The sequence below is a fragment of the Bradyrhizobium sp. 147 genome (assembly GCF_023073935.1).
Taxonomy (GTDB): Bacteria; Pseudomonadota; Alphaproteobacteria; order Rhizobiales; family Xanthobacteraceae; genus Bradyrhizobium.
The window spans coordinates 31,406-47,378 of sequence record NZ_JADPKL010000061.1 but is presented as its reverse complement, the minus strand read 5'-3'; the positions used below and the strand labels follow the sequence as shown (position 1 = coordinate 47,378).

Sequence of the window (15,973 nt, the reverse complement as noted above, 5' to 3'; positions counted from 1 at the left end):
CGCCTAAGCCTTCACCGCGGGCACAAAGTCCTTGCCGACCGAGATCGCGCGCGGATCGATGATGCAGTGGAGGATCGACGGCTTGCCCGAAGCGAGCGCGCGCTCGAACGCCGGTGCGAACTGCTCGGTGCGCTCGACGCGCTCGCCATGGCCGCCGAACGCTTTCGCGTACATCGCGAAATCAGGGTTCTTGAGCTGGGTGCCGACGACGCGGCCGGGATAATCCCGCTCCTGGTGCATGCGGATGGTGCCGTATTGCGAATTGTCGACGATGATGACGATCAGCGGTGCGTCATACTGCACGGCGGTCGCGAACTCTTGGCCGTTCATCAGGAAGCAGCCGTCGCCGGCAAAGGCGACGACGACGCGGTCCGGATATTGCCGTTTTGCCAGCACGCCCGCCGGCACGCCATAGCCCATCGAACCCGAGGTCGGCGCGAGCTGCGCGGCAAAGCTGTGGAAGCGGTGGTGGCGATGGATCCAGCCGGCATAATTGCCAGCGCCGTTGCAGACGATCGCGTCCTTGGGCAGGCGGTCGCGCAGCCAGGTCATGACCTGGCCGTACTGGAACGTGCCTGGCAGCTCGCGCGCCTTCTCGGTCCAGGCGAGATAATCGGCATGCGCCTTCGCCGCTTCGCCCTTCCAGGCCGCCGTTCCGGCGGGCTTCAGCGTCTCGACGGCCGCCGCGAACGCAGCGGGCGTCGCCTGGATCGCCAGCGCCGGCTGATAGACGCGGCCGAGCTCCTCGGAGCCCGGATGCACGTGGATCAGCTTCTGCTGCGGAACCGGAACGCCGAGCAGCGTGTAAGACGAGGACGGCATCTCCGACATGCGGCCGCCGATGAGCAGAATGACGTCGGCGCCCTCGATGCGCGCCTTCAGGCCCGGGCTCGGCCCGATGCCGAGATCGCCGGCGTAATGCGAATGGTCGGCGTCGATCAGCGAAGCCCGGCGGAACGAGGTCGCGACCGGCAGGTCGAAGCGCTCGGCAAAGCGGGCGATGCTCCTGGTCGCCTCATCCGTCCAGCGCGAGCCGCCGAGAATGACCAGCGGCGCCTTGGCGCCGGCGAGCATGTCGCCGAGCTTCTCGATATCGGCCGGCGCCGGCCAGCTCACCGCCGGCTCGATGCGCATGGCGTCGGCAACCGCTGCGGTCTCGATCAGCATGTTCTCCGGCAGCGCGATCACGACGGGACCAGGGCGGCCCTGCATGGCGACACGGAAGGCGCGCGCGACCAGCTCCGGAATGCGGTCGGGGCGATCGATCTCGACGGCCCATTTCGCCATGGTGCCGAACACGGCCTTGTAGTCCAGCTCCTGGAATGCCTCGCGCTCGCGCATACCGCTATCGACCTGGCCGACGAACAGGATCATCGGCGTCGAATCCTGCATCGCGATGTGGACGCCGTGGCTGGCATTGGTCGCGCCGGGCCCGCGCGTGACGAAGCAGATTCCGGGGCGGCCGGTGAGCTTACCATAGGCCTCCGCCATCATCGCAGCGCCGCCTTCGGCGCGGCAGATCACGACATCGATCGGGCTGTCGTGCAGCGCATCGAGGGCCGCCAGATAGCTCTCACCCGGCACGCAGGTGACGCGCTCGACGCCCTGGGCGACGAGCTGATCGATCAGGATCTGGCCCCCGGTGCGGGTGTTGCGAATGGTCATGACGGCTCCCTCAAGGCTTTGACGACGCGCCCAGCGCCTCGCCAATTGTGTGCGGAATTGGCGTAGGACAGGCCGGCAGGACGTGCAAGATCGAAAGGCTTCTCGCCGCCTGCGCAGGCGTCATGCCCGCCCTTGCCGTTTGCACGATCGGGCTTTGAGGCCCCGTCCGCGCCGGCGTCCGCCATGGGCCACACACCTGATGGCAAGCGTCGACGTCTTCGTCTACGATCCGGCCGAACCAACATGTGTGGAGACCGAATGCAAACCATCGGCCTAGTCGGGGGCATGAGCTGGGAGAGCACCGCGCTCTATTACAGGCTCATCAATGAGCGGGTCCGCGACCGCATGGGCAAGCTGCATTCGGCGCCGCTGCTGCTGTATTCCTACGATTTTCAGCAGATCAAGGAGATGCAGTACGGCGGCCGCTGGAGCGAGGCCGCCGCCAGCCTGGCGGCAGTCGCGCGGCGTCTCGAAAGCGCCGGCGCGCGGGCGATCGTGCTGTGCACGAACACGATGCACAAACTGGCGCCCGAGATCAGCTCCAGCGTGACCGTTCCGTTGATTCACATTGGCGATGCGACGGCGCAGCGGATACGGGCGAAAGGATACCGCCGGGTCGGGCTGCTCGGCACCAAGTTCACGATGGAGCAAGACTTTTACATCGACCGGCTGCGCGCGCATGATCTCGACGTCCTGGTTCCTCCCCCTGAGGCGCGCGCCGATGTGAACCGGATCATTTACGATGAGCTGTGTCTTGGAACTGTCACCGCTCCCTCGCGCCGGCGCTATCAGGACGTGATGGCTGCGCTCGTCCGCGCCGGCGGGGAGTGCATCATCCTCGGCTGCACCGAGATCACGATGCTGGTCGGCAATGACGATACCTCGGTCGAGACGTTCGACACGACGGCCATTCATGCCGAGACGGCAGCCGACTTCGCGATCGGGTGAATTTGTATCAAATCCCGGCGACGGCAGCATGCCATCAGCAGGCGGTGCTGGGGTGCTCTCCTCTCTCCACGTCATTGCGAGCGCAGCGAAGCAGATCCAGAATCCCTCGGCGAAAAGACCCGGGATTGCTTCGCGGAGCCTGTCCTCGGGCCGTGCTTCGCGCGGACCCGTTGGCTCGCAATGATGGTGTGGATAAACGCCTCCCTAACGGATGAGAAGCGAGCCTCTACCGATGCTGGATCGCGCGGATTGCGCCGCGGAGTTCGGCCAGGCCGCGCAGGCGGCCGATCGCGGTGTAGCCCGGATTGGTGCGCTTGGTAGCGGCGAGGTCGTCGAGCATGCGATGGCCGTGATCGGGACGGAACACGATTCTCTTGTTGGGCGAACGCTGCGCGTTCTCCTTTAACAGCGCCTTGAGCACGGCGATCATGTCGACGTCGCCGTCGAGATGATCGGACTCGTAGAATGAAAGACCATCAGCCTCGCGCTTTGTTGCGCGCAGATGGGCAAAGGCAATGCGAGAGCCAAAGCGCTCCGCCATCGCAGGCAGATCGTTCTCAGGCTGAACGCCGAGCGATCCCGTGCACAGGCAGATGCCGTTCGCCTTGGACGGCACGGCGTCGAACAGCGCCTGGTAGTCCTCGGCCGTCGAGGCAACGCGCGGCAGGCCGAACAGCGGGCGCGGCGGATCATCCGGATGCAGCGTCAGCGATACACCGAGCTGCTCGGCGACCGGCGCGACACGGCCCAGGAATTCGGCAAGATGCCGCCGCAGGATCTTTGGCGTGATGTCGCGATACGTCTCGAGCCGATCGCAGAATTGCGGGATGGTCATGGGCTCGGTGGTCGAGCCCGGCAGCGCGCTGGCAATGACCATCACGAGATAGTCGATGTCGGCCTGGCTCATCTTCTCGAACAGCTGTTTCGCGCGGGCCTGCTGCTCCGGCGAATATTCCTGAAGCGCAGCAGGACGCTTGAGGATATGCAGCTCGAAGGCGGCAAAGCGGTCCTGGTCGAAGCGCATGGCGCGGGCGCCGTTCGGCAGCTCCCATTCCAGATCGGTGCGGCACCAGTCGACGACAGGCATGAAGTTGTAGCAGATGATCTTGATGTCTGAAGCGGCCACCGCTTCGAGACTCGCGATCCACGCCTCGATCGACTTGGTCGCCTTAGCACCGAGGCGCTTGACGTCGTCGGGGATCGGAATTGATTCCACCACCGACCAGGTCAGTTGCGAGCGGCCGGGCTGCCCGTTCTCAATGAAATTCTTGCGCTCCTCGACCGCCTTGCGCGTCCAGGCCTCGCCGATCGGCACCTGATGCAGCGCCGAGACAATGTCCGTCGCGCCGGCCTGCCTGACATCGTCGAGCGAGACCGGATCGTCCGGCCCGTACCAGCGCCATCCCTCCAGCATCATGCGTTGTCTCCGATCAATTCGCGGTCAGCACGACCTTGACACTCTGCGAGCGGTCGAGTGCCAGCCTGAGCGCATCGGGCGCGGTCGACAGCGGCCGCTCCGCGGTGACCAGCGACAGCACGTCGACGCTGCCGTCCGCAATCAGTTCCACCGCCGTCATGAACTCCAAGCCAAAACGGAACGAGCCGCGCAGGTCGATCTCCTTCGCCATCACCGCGTTCGACGGCGTCGGGATCTGCCCGCCCGGCAGATTGCCGATCTGCACCACGATGCCGCCGCGCCTGACGATGCCGATCGCGCTGGCAAGGCCGGCGGCCGTGCCCGAGACCTCGAACGCGACATCATAGGGACGCAAAGCCGCCTGCGCCTTCAGACCCTCCTCCCCGTCCGAGACGTTCTCGACGTGCGAGGCGCCGAGCCGGCTTGCGAAGGCGAGCGGCGCCGGCGCAATGTCGGCCACCGTGACATCAGTCATACCGGCGCGACGCGCGGCCAGCATGGTCAGAAGCCCGATCGGGCCGGCGCCGAAGATGATGCCGCGCTTGCCCTCGATGTGGCCGGCGCGCGCGACCGCGTGCAGGCAGACCGCGAGCGGTTCGGCCAGCGCTGCGGCCTGATAGGACACGTGATCCGGGATCTTCACGCACTGCGCCGGGACCGCATCGAAGTAATTGGCGAAGCCGCCCTGCATGTGCGGCGTCTTCGAGGCCGAGCCCATGAAGTAGATGTTCTCGCAGAGATTCGGCCGCCCCTCGCGGCAGGCGACGCAATGGCCGCACCAGCGCGACGGGTTGACGGCGACGCGGTCGCCGATCTTCAGGTTCGCCGCGGCGCCGCCGATCTCCACGATCTCGCCGGAGATCTCGTGGCCGAGCACCAGCGGCGACTTCACGACGAAATCACCGGTGCGGGCGTGGCGGAAATAGTGCATGTCCGAGCCGCAGATGCCGCCGGCGCCGAACCGGACGCGCACCATGCCGTCGCTGAGCTTGTCGAGCGGATGCTCGATCATGCGCAGGTCTTCGGGCCCGAACAGGGTTGCGGCAAGAGCAGTGGAAGTCATTTGGAAAGTCCCATGTATTTTGGCAGCCAGAGCGTCAGTTCGGGAATGTAGGTGATCGCGATCAGCGCGAGCATCAGCGGCACCAGCCAGGGCAGGATCGCCACCGTCGTACGCTCGACCGAGAGTTTTGCCACGCGGGCGAGCACGAACAGCACCATGCCGAGCGGCGGGTGCAGCAGTCCGATCATCAGGTTCAGCGTCATGATCAGGCCGAAATGGATGGGATCGATGCCGAGCTTGAGCACGATCGGCAGCAGGATCGGCACCAAAATGGTGATCGCCGCCGTGGTGTCGATGAAGCAGCCGACGAACAGGATCAGGACGTTGGCGAGCGCCAGGAACACCCATTTGTTGTGGGTGATGCTGAGCATCCAGTCCGACAACATCTGGGCCGCCTGCGACACCGTCAGCAGCCAGGCGAAGATCGAGGCTGCCGTGACGATGAACAGCACCGAGGCCGTGGTCTCGATAGTGTCGAAGGTCGCCTTGGCGACGGTCTGGAACGTCATGGTGCGATAGCGCACGAGGCCGAGGAACAGCGACCAGATCACCGCGGCGACGGCGGCTTCCGTGGGCGTGAACCAGCCGAGGGTCATGCCGCCGATCAGGATCACCGGGGCCATCAGCGCCATCACCGCGGAGAAGTCGAAATACCAGTCGATCACCAGCAGCGCGCCAAGCCCAATCACCACCGCCATGTTGGTCGACATGCCGGCGAGCGTCATCAGCCAGATCGCAAGCGGGAACGACAGCACGATGACGATCTCGAGCCCGGCCGAGCCGAGCTGCGGCCAGGAGAACGGCGTATCGCTGCCCCATTTGTTCTTGTGCGCGAAGTAGGTGACGGTGGCCATCATGAACAGGGTCAGGACGACGCCGGGAATGACGCCGCCGAGGAACAGCGCGCCGATCGAGACGTTCGCCATCATGCCGTAGATCACGAAGGGCAGCGACGGCGGGATGATGGGCCCGAGCGTCGCCGAGGCCGCGGTGACGCCGACCGAAAACTCGGTGGAGTAGCCGTGGTCCTTCATCGCCTTGATCTCGATGGTGCCGAGACCGGCGGCATCGGCGATCGCAGTGCCCGACATGCCGGAGAAGATCACCGAGCCGATGATGTTGACGTGGCCGAGGCCGCCGCGCATCCAGCCAACCAGCGCAACGGCGAATTTGTAGATGCGCCCCGTAACGCCGGCGATGTTCATGAGGTTGCCGGCCAGGATGAAGAACGGCACGGCGAGCAGCGGAAAGCTCTCGACGCCGGCGATCATGCGTTGCGCCAGCGTGACGTCGGGCGTCACGCCGCTGACCAGGATGTAGAGCAGCGACGACGCGGCCATGGCAATCGCCACGGGAACGCCGAGCAGCATCAGGACGAGAAAGCCCCCGAGCAACAGCAGCATGGTCCTATCCTTCCGATCCGTCATAGGCACCGGGACGTTCGAGGACCGAGTAGCCCTGTCGCCAGTTCTGCATTGCCACCTGCACCGAGCGTGCGAACATCAGCACGAAGCCGAGCAGCACAGCATAATATACGTAGTCCTTGGGAAGATTGATCGTGGTCATCTGCTCGTCGCCGATGATCTGGATGTAGACCCAGACCAGCTTGATGGCATAGCCGAAGAAGACGATCCGGATCAGGTCGATCACCGTCGACAGCGCGCGCGCCACGGGTTGCGGCAGATAGCGGTAGACCAGGTCGACCTGGATGTGGCGCGACAGCCGCACGCACATCGAGGAGCCGATGAAGACCACGCCGATCAAGCAGTAGGTCGCGATCTCTTCGGTCCAGGCGTAGCTGTCGTTGAGCACGTAACGGGTGAAGAACTGGAGGAAAACGGCAAGCGCCATCACCCAGAAGATCGCGAGCGCCAGCCAGTCCTCGAGCGCGTAGATGCCGAGATCGACCTTCGGCGTCGCCTCTTCCTCGAAGGTATGGGCGATCTCGTCCGCGGTGATCTGCCGGTGGATTTCGGCGGTCGACATGGGTTGCTCCTCAATGGACCTCAACGTCGTTCCGGGGCGACGCGTCAGCGTCGAACCCGGAACCTCGAGATTCCGGGTTCTCGCTCGCGAGCCCCGGAATGACAGCCACTGCTATTTGACTTCCTGGATTTTTTCCCAGTCGGCCTTGCGGTAACCAAAAGTCTCGAACGCAACGTTCTTCAGCACGGCGTCGCGGAACTCGTTCTTGTCGACTTCGGTCACGCTCAAGCCCTTCTCCTTGAAGAAGGCGACGAGCTTGGCCTCGTTCTGCTTGATCTCCTCGGTGGCCCTGGCGGCCGCCTCCTGCGCGACGTCGGTGAAGATCTTCTTGTCGTCGTCGCTGAGCTTCTTCCACAGCGCGCCCGCAATCACAGTGTTGAGGTGGTCGACGATGTGGCCGGTCAGCACGATGTGCTTCTGCACCTCGTAGAACTTCTTGGCCTCGATCGTGGTCAGCGGATTCTCCTGCGCCTCGACGGTGCCGTTCTGGAGCGCGAGATAGACTTCGGCGAACGCGATCGGCGCGGTGTTGGCGCCGCAGGCGCGCGGCATTGCGAGATAGGCCGGCACGTCGGGCACGCGCATCTTCAGGCCCTTCATATCGGCGCAGGTCTTGATCGGCTTGTTCGACGAGGTCTGGCGCACGCCGTAATAAGTCACCGCGACGATGTGATGGCCGCTCTTGTCCTCGTAGCCCTTGGCGAGCTCCTTGAAGATGTCGCTCTTGGTATAGGCGAGAAGATGGTCGGCGTTGCGGAAAGTGTAGGGATAGTAGGTCACGCCGATCGGCGGGAAGCTCTTGGCCGCAAAGCTGGAGCCGGAGATGATGATGTCGACCGAACCGAGCGAGAGCCCCTGGTTGATGTCGGCTTCCTTGCCGAGCTGTGAGGCCGGATAGACCTCGATCTGATAGCGGCCATTGGTGCGCTTGCCGATCTCCTGCGCGGCCCAAACCGATGCGGTGTGGAACGGCTCCGAGGTCTCGTAGACATGGGCCCATTTGAGCTTGGTCTGCGCCATGCCTGCATTGGTCGCAGCCAGCAGCGCGGCGGCGGAGAGCGCCGCGGCAATCGTCATCTTCTTCAACATCGACTTTTCCTCCATCGTTCAAGTCTGCTTCTTGTTCGCCCGCCCCAAAGCGGAAGCGAGCCGCCCAATCTCATCGCCGTCGTGCGCTGCTGCTCGCAGCCCGCTTCTTCGGCGCATGTTTCGGTTTTGACGGTTTTGCCGCGGCTCGCACCGTGCGGCTGGGTCCGGACGAGGATCCCACCGCGTTCTCGGCGCCAAAATTCTGCGCGAAGCGTTCCTGGGAGCGCGCCAGATGATTGCGCATGGCATCGCGCGCGGCCTGCGGATCATGCGCCGCGATTGCATCGCGCACCGCGCGATGTTCGTCGAGCGCCGTGCGCCACGTGCCCGGACTCTCGAAATAATGCGCAAGCTGGGCGAAATAGGGATTGAGGCGCTGATCGAACAGCTCGCCGACCACGCGCACCAGAACGGCATTGCCGAGGCTCCCGGCGATCGCGATGTGAAACGCGCGATCATGGACCATCGAGGCTTCGCCGGGATGCTCGACATTCTCCATCGCGACAAGAAACGCATCGATGCGGGCGATGTCGTCCTTGGTCGCCACGCGCGCGGCCTCTTCGGCGACGGCGCTTTCCAGGAATTCGCGGGCGCGCAGCAGCTCAAACGGGCCCTCGATGACGGATGCGGGTGCCGGTGCCGCAACGGCGGCGGGCTCGATCACGTAGATGCCGGACCCGACCCGGATGCGGAGACGGCCTTCGACCTCGAGCGCGATCAAAGCTTCGCGCACCGTCGGCCGCGATACCTTGAGCTGCTCGGCGAGCTCGCGCTCGGTCGGCAAGCGGCTGCCGACGGCGTACTCGCCGCTGTCGATCAGGCTTCGCAATTGATCGGCGACCTGGCGATAGAGCCGTCTCGCCTCCACAGCTTCCAGCGGCACGCTGGTCCTCCCGAACGGGTCGCGAGGCACCTCGTGTACCCGCGACCGGCCAATTTGGAAAATTGGTCTTACCAATTGACCGGAGCATTGACCGAGGACAGGCGCCATGTCAAGCAGCGGCAAAGCAAAGGGGAGACGTCCATGCGCCTTCGTTCAACGCGCCTTGGCCGCACCAATCTCGAGCGGCTGCCGCCCGGCATCCGCCGCCCGGCCTATGACCGTTCCCGCGTCACGCCGGGCGTCGTGCATCTGGGCTTGGGAGCGTTTCACCGTGCACACCAGGCCGTCGTCATCGACGACTGCCTTGCCGCAGGCAGCGCGTCCTGGGGTATCGTCGGCGCGAGCCTGCGCAGCCCGGACACGCGCGACGCCCTTGCCCCACAGGACCACCTCTACACAGTTGCCATACGATCGGCCGAAGGCACCGAGCACCGCGTCATCGGTGCTCTGCTCGACAGCGTCGTCGCTCGCGAGGATCCGGCACGGCTGGTCGGGCGCATGGTCGATCCCGCCATTCGCATCGTGTCCCTGACCGTCACCGAGAAGGGCTATTGCCACACGCCGCAAACCGGCGATCTCGACGAGCGGAATCCCGACATCGTGCACGATCTCAACAATTTCGACGCACCGCGCTCGGCTCCGGGCTTCATTGTTGCCGCGCTGGCGCGCCGGCGGGCGCAGGGCCTTCCACCTTTCACCGTGCTGTGCTGCGACAACCTCGCCGCCAACGGCCAAACCGTGCAGCGCATCGTGACGCAGTTCGCCGCGCTGCGCTCGAAGGAGCTCGGCAAGTGGATCGCGGATGCAGTCGCTTTCCCCTGCACGATGGTCGACCGCATCGTGCCGGAAACCACGGATGCCGACCGGGATGCGGTGTCATCCGCGCTGGGCTTTCACGACGCATGGCCGGTGATGACCGAGCCGTTCACGCAATGGGTGGTCGAGGACCGCTTCACCGCGGGCCGGCCCGATCTCGCCGCCGCAGGCGTCGAGCTCGTCAGCGACGTCAAGCCGTTCGAGCTGATGAAGCTGCGGCTGCTCAACGCCAGCCATTCGGCGCTGGCCTATCTCGGCTATCTCTCAGGCTACGAGACCATCGCCGACACCATGCAGGACCCGCATTTCGCCCGTCTCGCCGCGCAGGTGATGGAAGAGGCCGCGGTGACGCTGACAATGCCTTCAGGCACGGACCTCGCCGCCTATCGCGCCTCGCTGCTCAAGCGCTTCGCAAATCCTGCACTTCACCACCGCACCTGGCAGATTGCGATGGACGGCTCGCAAAAGCTCCCACAGCGCCTGCTCGGCGCGATGCAGGATCGCCTGCGCAAGGATTTGCCGATCGCAACCCATGCGCTCGCGGTGGCCGGCTGGATGCGCTATGTCACTGGCCTCGACGAGCAGGGCCGCGCAATTGACGTGCGCGATCCGCTCGCCGGCGAATTCGCCGCACTGGCGCGCGAGGCAGGTCCCATCGCCGAACGGCTCGCGCCCGCAATGCTCGGGGTCGCCAAGGTGTTCGGACCTTTTGGCGCAGAGCCGCGCCTGCGCGAGGCCGTGACTTCGGCGCTCGGCCGTCTCTACCAGGATGGCGCACGGCGGGCGGTGGCGGCGCACGTTTGGGCGTGACCACAACGCGCGCAGCATCTTGAATGCTGCACCGCGGTCAAAGCGGACGGAAGTCGCGCTTGATTTTTGCCTGCCATTGCCGCACCCGGGAGGCATGGCAAAAGACAGCAAGGTCATCGCTGCGAACGCGGCCTTCTACGCCGCCTTTTCGGCCGGCAATTTCAACGAAATGGAGCGGATGTGGGCGGATGATGACGCCATTTCCTGCATCCATTCCGGCTGGCCGGCCATTATCGGGCGGGCCACCGTGATCGGAAGCTGGCGCGACATCCTGCAGAATCCGCAGCGGCCGCAGATCGTCTGCGCCGAACCGCAGGCCATCGTCGACGGCGACAGCGCGCGCGTGCTCTGCATCGAGATCGTCGACGGCACCGCTTTGGCGGCGGCGAACCATTTCCGCCGCGTCGGCGACGGCTGGCGCCTGGTGCATCACCAATCAAGCCCGATCGCGCAGATTGTCGGGCAGGCGGAAGAGGATAGCCCGAGCCACCGCGTCCACTGAACACGATGATCACGCCGGCGTGATCTACTGTGCATGGGGTTGTTTTGCGAGTTTTTTGTTTAGCACCTCATCCAAGCCTCGACAGATCGTCCAGCACGGCCCGCGCAGCGCTGAAATCATCGTCCCGGAAGAACATGCTGCGCGTGATCAGAACCGGTATGCCGGCTCGTGAGGCCGCGATCAGGCCATTAGCGGAGTCTTCGATCGCCACACAATCGTGCGCCGTCAGCTTCAGCCGTGCCAGGATCTCGAGATAGACGTCCGGTGCAGGCTTCTTGTGCCGCACGTCGTCGCCGGCAACGATCGCGTCGAAAACCCTGGCCCAGCCCGGCCCCAGCGCCTGCGAGAGCAGTGCGTCGATATTGCCGTGAGAAGTGGTGGTCGCGATCGCGAGCCGCTGGCCGCGCGCCCTCGCCGCGGCGAGCAGCTCCGCCACGCCTGGCCGCAACGGACAGCAGCCGGTCTCGACCAGCTCGGCATAATGGGCGGTCTTGATGCGATGAAGCTCCGCGATGTCCTCGTCCGTCAATGGCTGGGCGATCCGCAGCCTTGCATGGTAGGCGCGCATGCGTTCCTTGCCCCCGGTCACCCGCAGCAGGTCCTTGTAGACGGCGCGGTCCCATTCCCAGCCGAGCCCGTGGCGCGAGAAGGCATGATTGAACGCCTGCCGGTGCAGTTCCTCCGTTTCGGCAAGCGTGCCGTCGACATCGAAGATGAGCGCGGCGGCGCGCCGGATCAGGTCGGCAGCATTGCATGCTACCGGCGTGGCGGATGCTTCTGCCTGCATGATCGATGATCTCTCCTAATGCGCGGGTGACCATCGCCCGCGGCCGCAGGTGAGACAAATTGCAATATCTTTTGCCCGCCCCAAAAATCTCTTATGAGCGGAGAGGCGCGCAGCGAGCGCGACGGGAACTCCGACCAGCACGGCAGAGGCATGCGGCTCTTCATCCTTGGCATCGGCTATAGCGCCAGGCACTTCGTCTGCAGGTTCGGCGGCGCCTTCTCGCACGTCGCCGGTACCGTGCGCGATCCCGGGCAGCGGGATGATCTCACCGACATCGAGGTGCAAGCCTTTTCCGGGAGTGATCTGGATCGCACCACGGTCGAACGCATCAGCGACGCCGACGTCCTTCTCATATCGATCCCGCCCGGCAGCTCCGGCGATCCCGCTGTCACCGGTCTTGCGGACGTAGTGGCGGCAGGTCGCCGCAACGTCGTCTATCTCTCGACCATCGGCGTGTATGGCGATCACTGCGGCGGATGGGTCGACGAGAGCACGCCGCCACAGGCGATGTTCGAACGCACGCGGATGCGGCTCGCGGCGGAGCAAGCCTGGACGGACGCAACAGGCGGCGCTGCCGCGATCCTCAGGCTTGCGGGCATCTATGGCCCCGGCCGCAATGCGCTCGTAACCCTGCGTGCGGGAACGGCCCGGCGCATCATCAAGCCGGGACAGGTCTTCAACCGCATCCACGTCGACGACATCGCGAGCGCCATCATGGCCGCTGTCCGTCACCCGAACGGCGGCACCTGGAACGTGTGCGACGACGAGCCCGCGCCGCCGCAGGACGTGATCGCCTACGCCGCGCAGCTGATGGGCGTTGCACCGCCGCCCGAAGAAGCGTTCGCGACAGCCGAGATGTCGGCGATGGCCCGCAGCTTCTATGCCAGCAGCGCCCGGGTCTCCAACGCGAAACTTAAGCGCGAGCTCGGCGTCACGCTTGCTCACCCGACCTACCGGCACGGCCTCGATGCGCTGTGGCGCGCCGGCGAAGGACGATAGGTTCCGGCATCTCCGGCGCGTCCCAGACATGTTCTGCCCGCGCTTGACTCCGCTCGGTCGCGGACGTGTGATCTCGGCATTCGCGAGCCACTGCATAACGAGCTCGCGCCTTTGGGAGGACGCAATGAACAAGACGATCGCCATGATCGCGGCGGCGGCTGCCGCCATCGCGTTCGGTACGGCCAGTGCAGCGCCGCTACCGGAAGCCAATCCCGACGATGTCGGCTTCTCCAAACAGGGCCTTGCACGCGTCGACAGTTTCTTCGCGCGCGAGATCGCCGCCAAACGCGTACCCGGCGCGGTCGTCGCGGTGGCGCGGGACGGCAAGCTCCTGCACTACAAAGCTTACGGCATGCTTGATCCAGACAAGGGCACGCCGATGCCTGTCGACGCGATCTTCGCGCTGGCCTCGATGACCAAGCCGATGGCAGCGGTCGCGGGCCTGACGCTGATGGAAAAAGGCCAGTTGCCGCTTCAGGCCAAGCTGTCCGACTACTATCCGGGCTTTGCCGACATGAAGGTCGGCGTGCATCAGGCAGACGGATCGCTCAAGCTCGAGCCGCAGGCCTCGCCGATCTTCATCCATGATCTCTACCGGCATACGTCCGGGCTGATGTATGGCGGCCGCCCCGACAGCTCCAGTCCGGTGGCGCGGCAATATCCCGATGGCATAGCGCCTGCGATCGAAGGCGACACCCAGGCCTTCATCGATCGCATCACAAAACTGCCGCTGGCGCATCAGCCCTCGACTGAGTTCGAATACGGTTTTTCGATCGACGTGCTTGGTGCTGTGGTCGAGAAGGTGAGCGAGCAGAAGCTCGGTGACTATCTCGCTGCCAACGTCTGGCAGCCGCTCGCCATGAGGGATGCGACCTTCCACCCGACGGACGCACAGCGCCCTCGCCTTGCCCGCCCGTTCGCCAATGATCCGCTGACCGGCAAGCCCCAGGCGATCAAGCTTTTGGACACGCCGACTAAATTCGACTGTGGCGGTGCCTGCGCGTTCGCGACGATCGGCGACTACGTCCGTTTCGGGCAGATGCTGCTCAATGGTGGCGAGCTCGATGGCCAGCGCATTCTCTCCCCCAAGACCGTGCATCACATGACGGCCAACCATCTCGGTCCCGAGATCAAGAACAACGTGGCGAACATCGAGCCGCATCGCGGCGGCTTCGGCTTTGGCCTTTCGGTTGCGGTCCGCACCAGCGAAGGCCTCTCGTCGGTCCCCGGCAATCCCGGCGAGTTCACCTGGAACGGCGCCTACGGGACGCAGTTCTTCTGCGATCCCAAGGAGCGTCTCGTCGTCGTCGTGGGAACGGCGGCGCCGGGCGAGCTCAGGAAGTATTATCGCGAACAGGTCCAGGACATCGTTTACGGCGCGATGGTGAAGTGAGATCGGCGCGCCGAAATCTAGATGGCGGCCGAACGGGCCGCCCTTTAGCATCTAACGTCAGCGCGGGACGCCGTACGTCTTGCGCTCATCGCGACACATGATCACCCCTCTCGGTTGAGCCGGGATATGGGGCGATAGAAGCTGCCCGCCGGGCGAGCGCCTCCGGATTTCGCTTTCCGCACCATCCGTCCATCGGTGCCCCGTTGTATGCATTATCCCAGTTGCCATCCCCACGCACTTCGCTTTACATGCCCGCAATTCCCCCTCCGGACGGCGGAGGGGACAAAACTGCACGACTGCCAAGGGACGAAATATGGCGCGTAACATCCTGATTCTCGGAGCTTCTTACGGATCCCTACTGGGCACGAAGCTCTTGATGGCTGGGCATAACGTGACCCTGGTGTGTCGCGCCAAGACCGCGGAGCTGATCAATCGGGACGGTACCGAAGTGCGCATCAAGTTGCGCGACGAGGCGGTGCACCGGGCGATCTTCTCGCGCGACTTGCCCGGCAAGCTCGACGCGGTGACGCCGGCCAATGTCGACCTCTCCCGCTACGACCTGGTCGGCCTCGCGATGCAGGAGCCGCAATACACCAACCACACCGTGCGCGTTCTCATGGTCAAGATCGCCGCGGCGAAGCTGCCGTGCCTGTCGATCATGAACATGCCGCCGCTACCCTATCTGAAGCGGATTCCGGCCCTCGCAGACATGGATCTCGAGGAGGCCTACACCAATGCGCAGGTGTGGGAGCGATTCGAGCCCGGGCTGGTGACGCTGTGCTCGCCCGACCCGCAGGCGTTCCGTCCGCCGGAAGAGGCGGCGAATGTGCTCCATGTCGGCCTGCCCACGAACTTCAAGGCATCGGTATTCGCAGACGAGAAGCACAACAAGCTGCTGCGCGAGCTCGAAGCCGACATCGACGCGGTGACACTCGACCGCCAGGACGTGCCGGTGAAGCTAAAGGTGTTCGACTCGTTGTTCGTGCCGCTGGCGAAATGGTCGATGCTTCTGACCGGCAATTACCGCTGCATCACGCCGAATGAGCCGCAGTCGATCCGCGACGCCGTGCATGGCGATCTCGCGCGCTCGCAGACGATCTACGATCATGTCGATGCCATCGCCCGCCGCCTCGGCGCCGACCCGCAGGACCAGGTGCCGTTCGCGAAATATGCCAAGGCCGCCGAAAGCCTCCTCAAGCCGTCGTCGGCCGCCCGCGCGGTCGCGAGCGGCGCGCCCTTCATCGAGCGCGTCGATTTGCTGGTGAAGCTGATCTCGCATCAGCTCGGTGTGCCCAATGCCGAGATCGACCGCACGGTCGACACCGTGGACCAGAAGCTCAACGAGAAGATCGTGCAGGGCGGATCCGGCGCGCAGTAGGGGCGCCGCTTCCAGCGACATCGGCGCTCACAGGCTGCAGAGCGATTGATCCAGATCAGGCCGGTCACCGCGACCAGCGCGACCGGCCGATCGTTGCACCAAACGTCACCCACGCTGCGCCCGCCGTGGCGATCTGAACCAGCATCACTGCAGGTTCGGCGTACGGCACTGTTCCCGGGGTGGGGCAAACTCAACGATAGTCGTCGCATCTCGATTGGTCACGCGGTCCGGTCGCCT

At 64.9% G+C, this 15,973-nt stretch carries 14 protein-coding genes; 6 read left to right on the top strand and 8 right to left on the bottom strand.

Annotated elements, in window-relative coordinates; translation table 11 throughout:
• Nucleotides 1-3: 3 nt before the first annotated feature.
• Nucleotides 4-1,665 carry a thiamine pyrophosphate-binding protein gene (locus tag IVA87_RS13515; protein ID WP_247333846.1) on the bottom strand — a complete coding sequence of 554 codons (1,662 nt, stop codon included), beginning with the start codon at nt 1,663-1,665 and terminating at the stop codon, nt 4-6.
• A gap of 258 nt (nt 1,666-1,923) precedes the next feature.
• Here IVA87_RS13515 and IVA87_RS13510 point away from each other — a divergent pair, with 258 nt between their 5' ends.
• Complete coding sequence (locus IVA87_RS13510; protein ID WP_247333844.1) at nt 1,924-2,613, top strand: aspartate/glutamate racemase family protein; 690 nt, start codon at nt 1,924-1,926, stop codon at nt 2,611-2,613.
• 226 nt (nt 2,614-2,839) lie between these two features.
• Here IVA87_RS13510 and uxuA read toward each other — a convergent pair whose 3' ends face one another.
• The 6 genes from uxuA to IVA87_RS13480 form a co-directional block, all read right to left on the bottom strand.
• Complete coding sequence (uxuA, locus tag IVA87_RS13505; protein WP_247333908.1) at nt 2,840-4,027, bottom strand: mannonate dehydratase; 1,188 nt, start codon at nt 4,025-4,027, stop codon at nt 2,840-2,842.
• Nucleotides 4,028-4,043: 16 nt separating this feature from the next.
• Nucleotides 4,044-5,093, bottom strand: coding sequence for an L-idonate 5-dehydrogenase (locus IVA87_RS13500; protein WP_247333842.1), 1,050 nt, complete (start codon nt 5,091-5,093; stop codon nt 4,044-4,046).
• The gene (locus IVA87_RS13495; protein WP_247307052.1) at nt 5,090-6,496 is read right to left on the bottom strand and encodes a TRAP transporter large permease; all 1,407 of its coding nucleotides are present in this window, start codon (nt 6,494-6,496) and stop codon (nt 5,090-5,092) included. The genes IVA87_RS13500 and IVA87_RS13495 overlap by 4 nt, the downstream gene beginning before the upstream one ends.
• Nucleotides 6,497-6,500: 4 nt before the next feature.
• Nucleotides 6,501-7,079: a TRAP transporter small permease gene (locus IVA87_RS13490; RefSeq protein ID WP_247278304.1), complete on the bottom strand. Its 579-nt coding sequence runs from the start codon at nt 7,077-7,079 to the stop codon at nt 6,501-6,503.
• 111 nt (nt 7,080-7,190) lie between these two features.
• Nucleotides 7,191-8,168: a sialic acid TRAP transporter substrate-binding protein SiaP gene (locus IVA87_RS13485; protein ID WP_247307050.1), complete on the bottom strand. Its 978-nt coding sequence runs from the start codon at nt 8,166-8,168 to the stop codon at nt 7,191-7,193.
• 70 nt (nt 8,169-8,238) lie between these two features.
• A complete protein-coding gene (locus IVA87_RS13480; protein ID WP_247333840.1) occupies nt 8,239-9,051 on the bottom strand; it encodes a FadR/GntR family transcriptional regulator in 813 nt (270 codons plus the stop codon).
• Between the two features lie 141 nt (nt 9,052-9,192).
• On the opposite strand from IVA87_RS13480, the gene IVA87_RS13475 reads away from it, so the two are divergent.
• Nucleotides 9,193-10,677: a mannitol dehydrogenase family protein gene (locus IVA87_RS13475; RefSeq protein ID WP_247333839.1), complete on the top strand. Its 1,485-nt coding sequence runs from the start codon at nt 9,193-9,195 to the stop codon at nt 10,675-10,677.
• A 94-nt stretch (nt 10,678-10,771) separates the two neighbouring features.
• Complete coding sequence (locus IVA87_RS13470; RefSeq protein WP_247333907.1) at nt 10,772-11,179, top strand: nuclear transport factor 2 family protein; 408 nt, start codon at nt 10,772-10,774, stop codon at nt 11,177-11,179.
• Between the two features lie 67 nt (nt 11,180-11,246).
• Here IVA87_RS13470 and IVA87_RS13465 read toward each other — a convergent pair whose 3' ends face one another.
• Nucleotides 11,247-11,966: an HAD family hydrolase gene (locus tag IVA87_RS13465; protein WP_247333838.1), complete on the bottom strand. Its 720-nt coding sequence runs from the start codon at nt 11,964-11,966 to the stop codon at nt 11,247-11,249.
• 150 nt (nt 11,967-12,116) lie between these two features.
• On the opposite strand from IVA87_RS13465, the gene IVA87_RS13460 reads away from it, so the two are divergent.
• The 3 genes from IVA87_RS13460 to IVA87_RS13450 all read left to right on the top strand — a co-directional run bounded on the left by IVA87_RS13460 (nt 12,117) and on the right by IVA87_RS13450 (nt 15,736).
• Nucleotides 12,117-12,965, top strand: coding sequence for an SDR family oxidoreductase (locus IVA87_RS13460; protein ID WP_247333837.1), 849 nt, complete (start codon nt 12,117-12,119; stop codon nt 12,963-12,965).
• 124 nt (nt 12,966-13,089) lie between these two features.
• The gene (locus IVA87_RS13455; RefSeq protein ID WP_247333836.1) at nt 13,090-14,358 is read left to right on the top strand and encodes a serine hydrolase domain-containing protein; all 1,269 of its coding nucleotides are present in this window, start codon (nt 13,090-13,092) and stop codon (nt 14,356-14,358) included.
• 313 nt (nt 14,359-14,671) lie between these two features.
• Entirely contained in the window at nt 14,672-15,736 is a 1,065-nt protein-coding gene (locus IVA87_RS13450) for a 2-dehydropantoate 2-reductase (RefSeq protein WP_247333835.1), read from the top strand.
• Nucleotides 15,737-15,973: the final 237 nt, after the last annotated feature.

Bases quoted from the DNA above. Each gene is read 5' to 3' on its own strand.
- IVA87_RS13515 (WP_247333846.1), bottom strand. From the start codon at position 1,665: ATGACCATTCGCAACACCCGCACCGGGGGCCAGATCCTGATCGATCAG.
- IVA87_RS13510 (WP_247333844.1), top strand. From the start codon at position 1,924: ATGCAAACCATCGGCCTAGTCGGGGGCATGAGCTGGGAGAGCACCGCG.
- uxuA (WP_247333908.1), bottom strand. From the start codon at position 4,027: ATGCTGGAGGGATGGCGCTGGTACGGGCCGGACGATCCGGTCTCGCTC.
- IVA87_RS13500 (WP_247333842.1), bottom strand. From the start codon at position 5,093: ATGACTTCCACTGCTCTTGCCGCAACCCTGTTCGGGCCCGAAGACCTG.
- IVA87_RS13495 (WP_247307052.1), bottom strand. From the start codon at position 6,496: ATGCTGCTGTTGCTCGGGGGCTTTCTCGTCCTGATGCTGCTCGGCGTT.
- IVA87_RS13490 (WP_247278304.1), bottom strand. From the start codon at position 7,079: ATGTCGACCGCCGAAATCCACCGGCAGATCACCGCGGACGAGATCGCC.
- IVA87_RS13485 (WP_247307050.1), bottom strand. From the start codon at position 8,168: ATGTTGAAGAAGATGACGATTGCCGCGGCGCTCTCCGCCGCCGCGCTG.
- IVA87_RS13475 (WP_247333839.1), top strand. From the start codon at position 9,193: ATGCGCCTTCGTTCAACGCGCCTTGGCCGCACCAATCTCGAGCGGCTG.
- IVA87_RS13470 (WP_247333907.1), top strand. From the start codon at position 10,772: ATGGCAAAAGACAGCAAGGTCATCGCTGCGAACGCGGCCTTCTACGCC.
- IVA87_RS13465 (WP_247333838.1), bottom strand. From the start codon at position 11,966: ATGCAGGCAGAAGCATCCGCCACGCCGGTAGCATGCAATGCTGCCGAC.
- IVA87_RS13460 (WP_247333837.1), top strand. From the start codon at position 12,117: ATGCGGCTCTTCATCCTTGGCATCGGCTATAGCGCCAGGCACTTCGTC.
- IVA87_RS13455 (WP_247333836.1), top strand. From the start codon at position 13,090: ATGAACAAGACGATCGCCATGATCGCGGCGGCGGCTGCCGCCATCGCG.
- IVA87_RS13450 (WP_247333835.1), top strand. From the start codon at position 14,672: ATGGCGCGTAACATCCTGATTCTCGGAGCTTCTTACGGATCCCTACTG.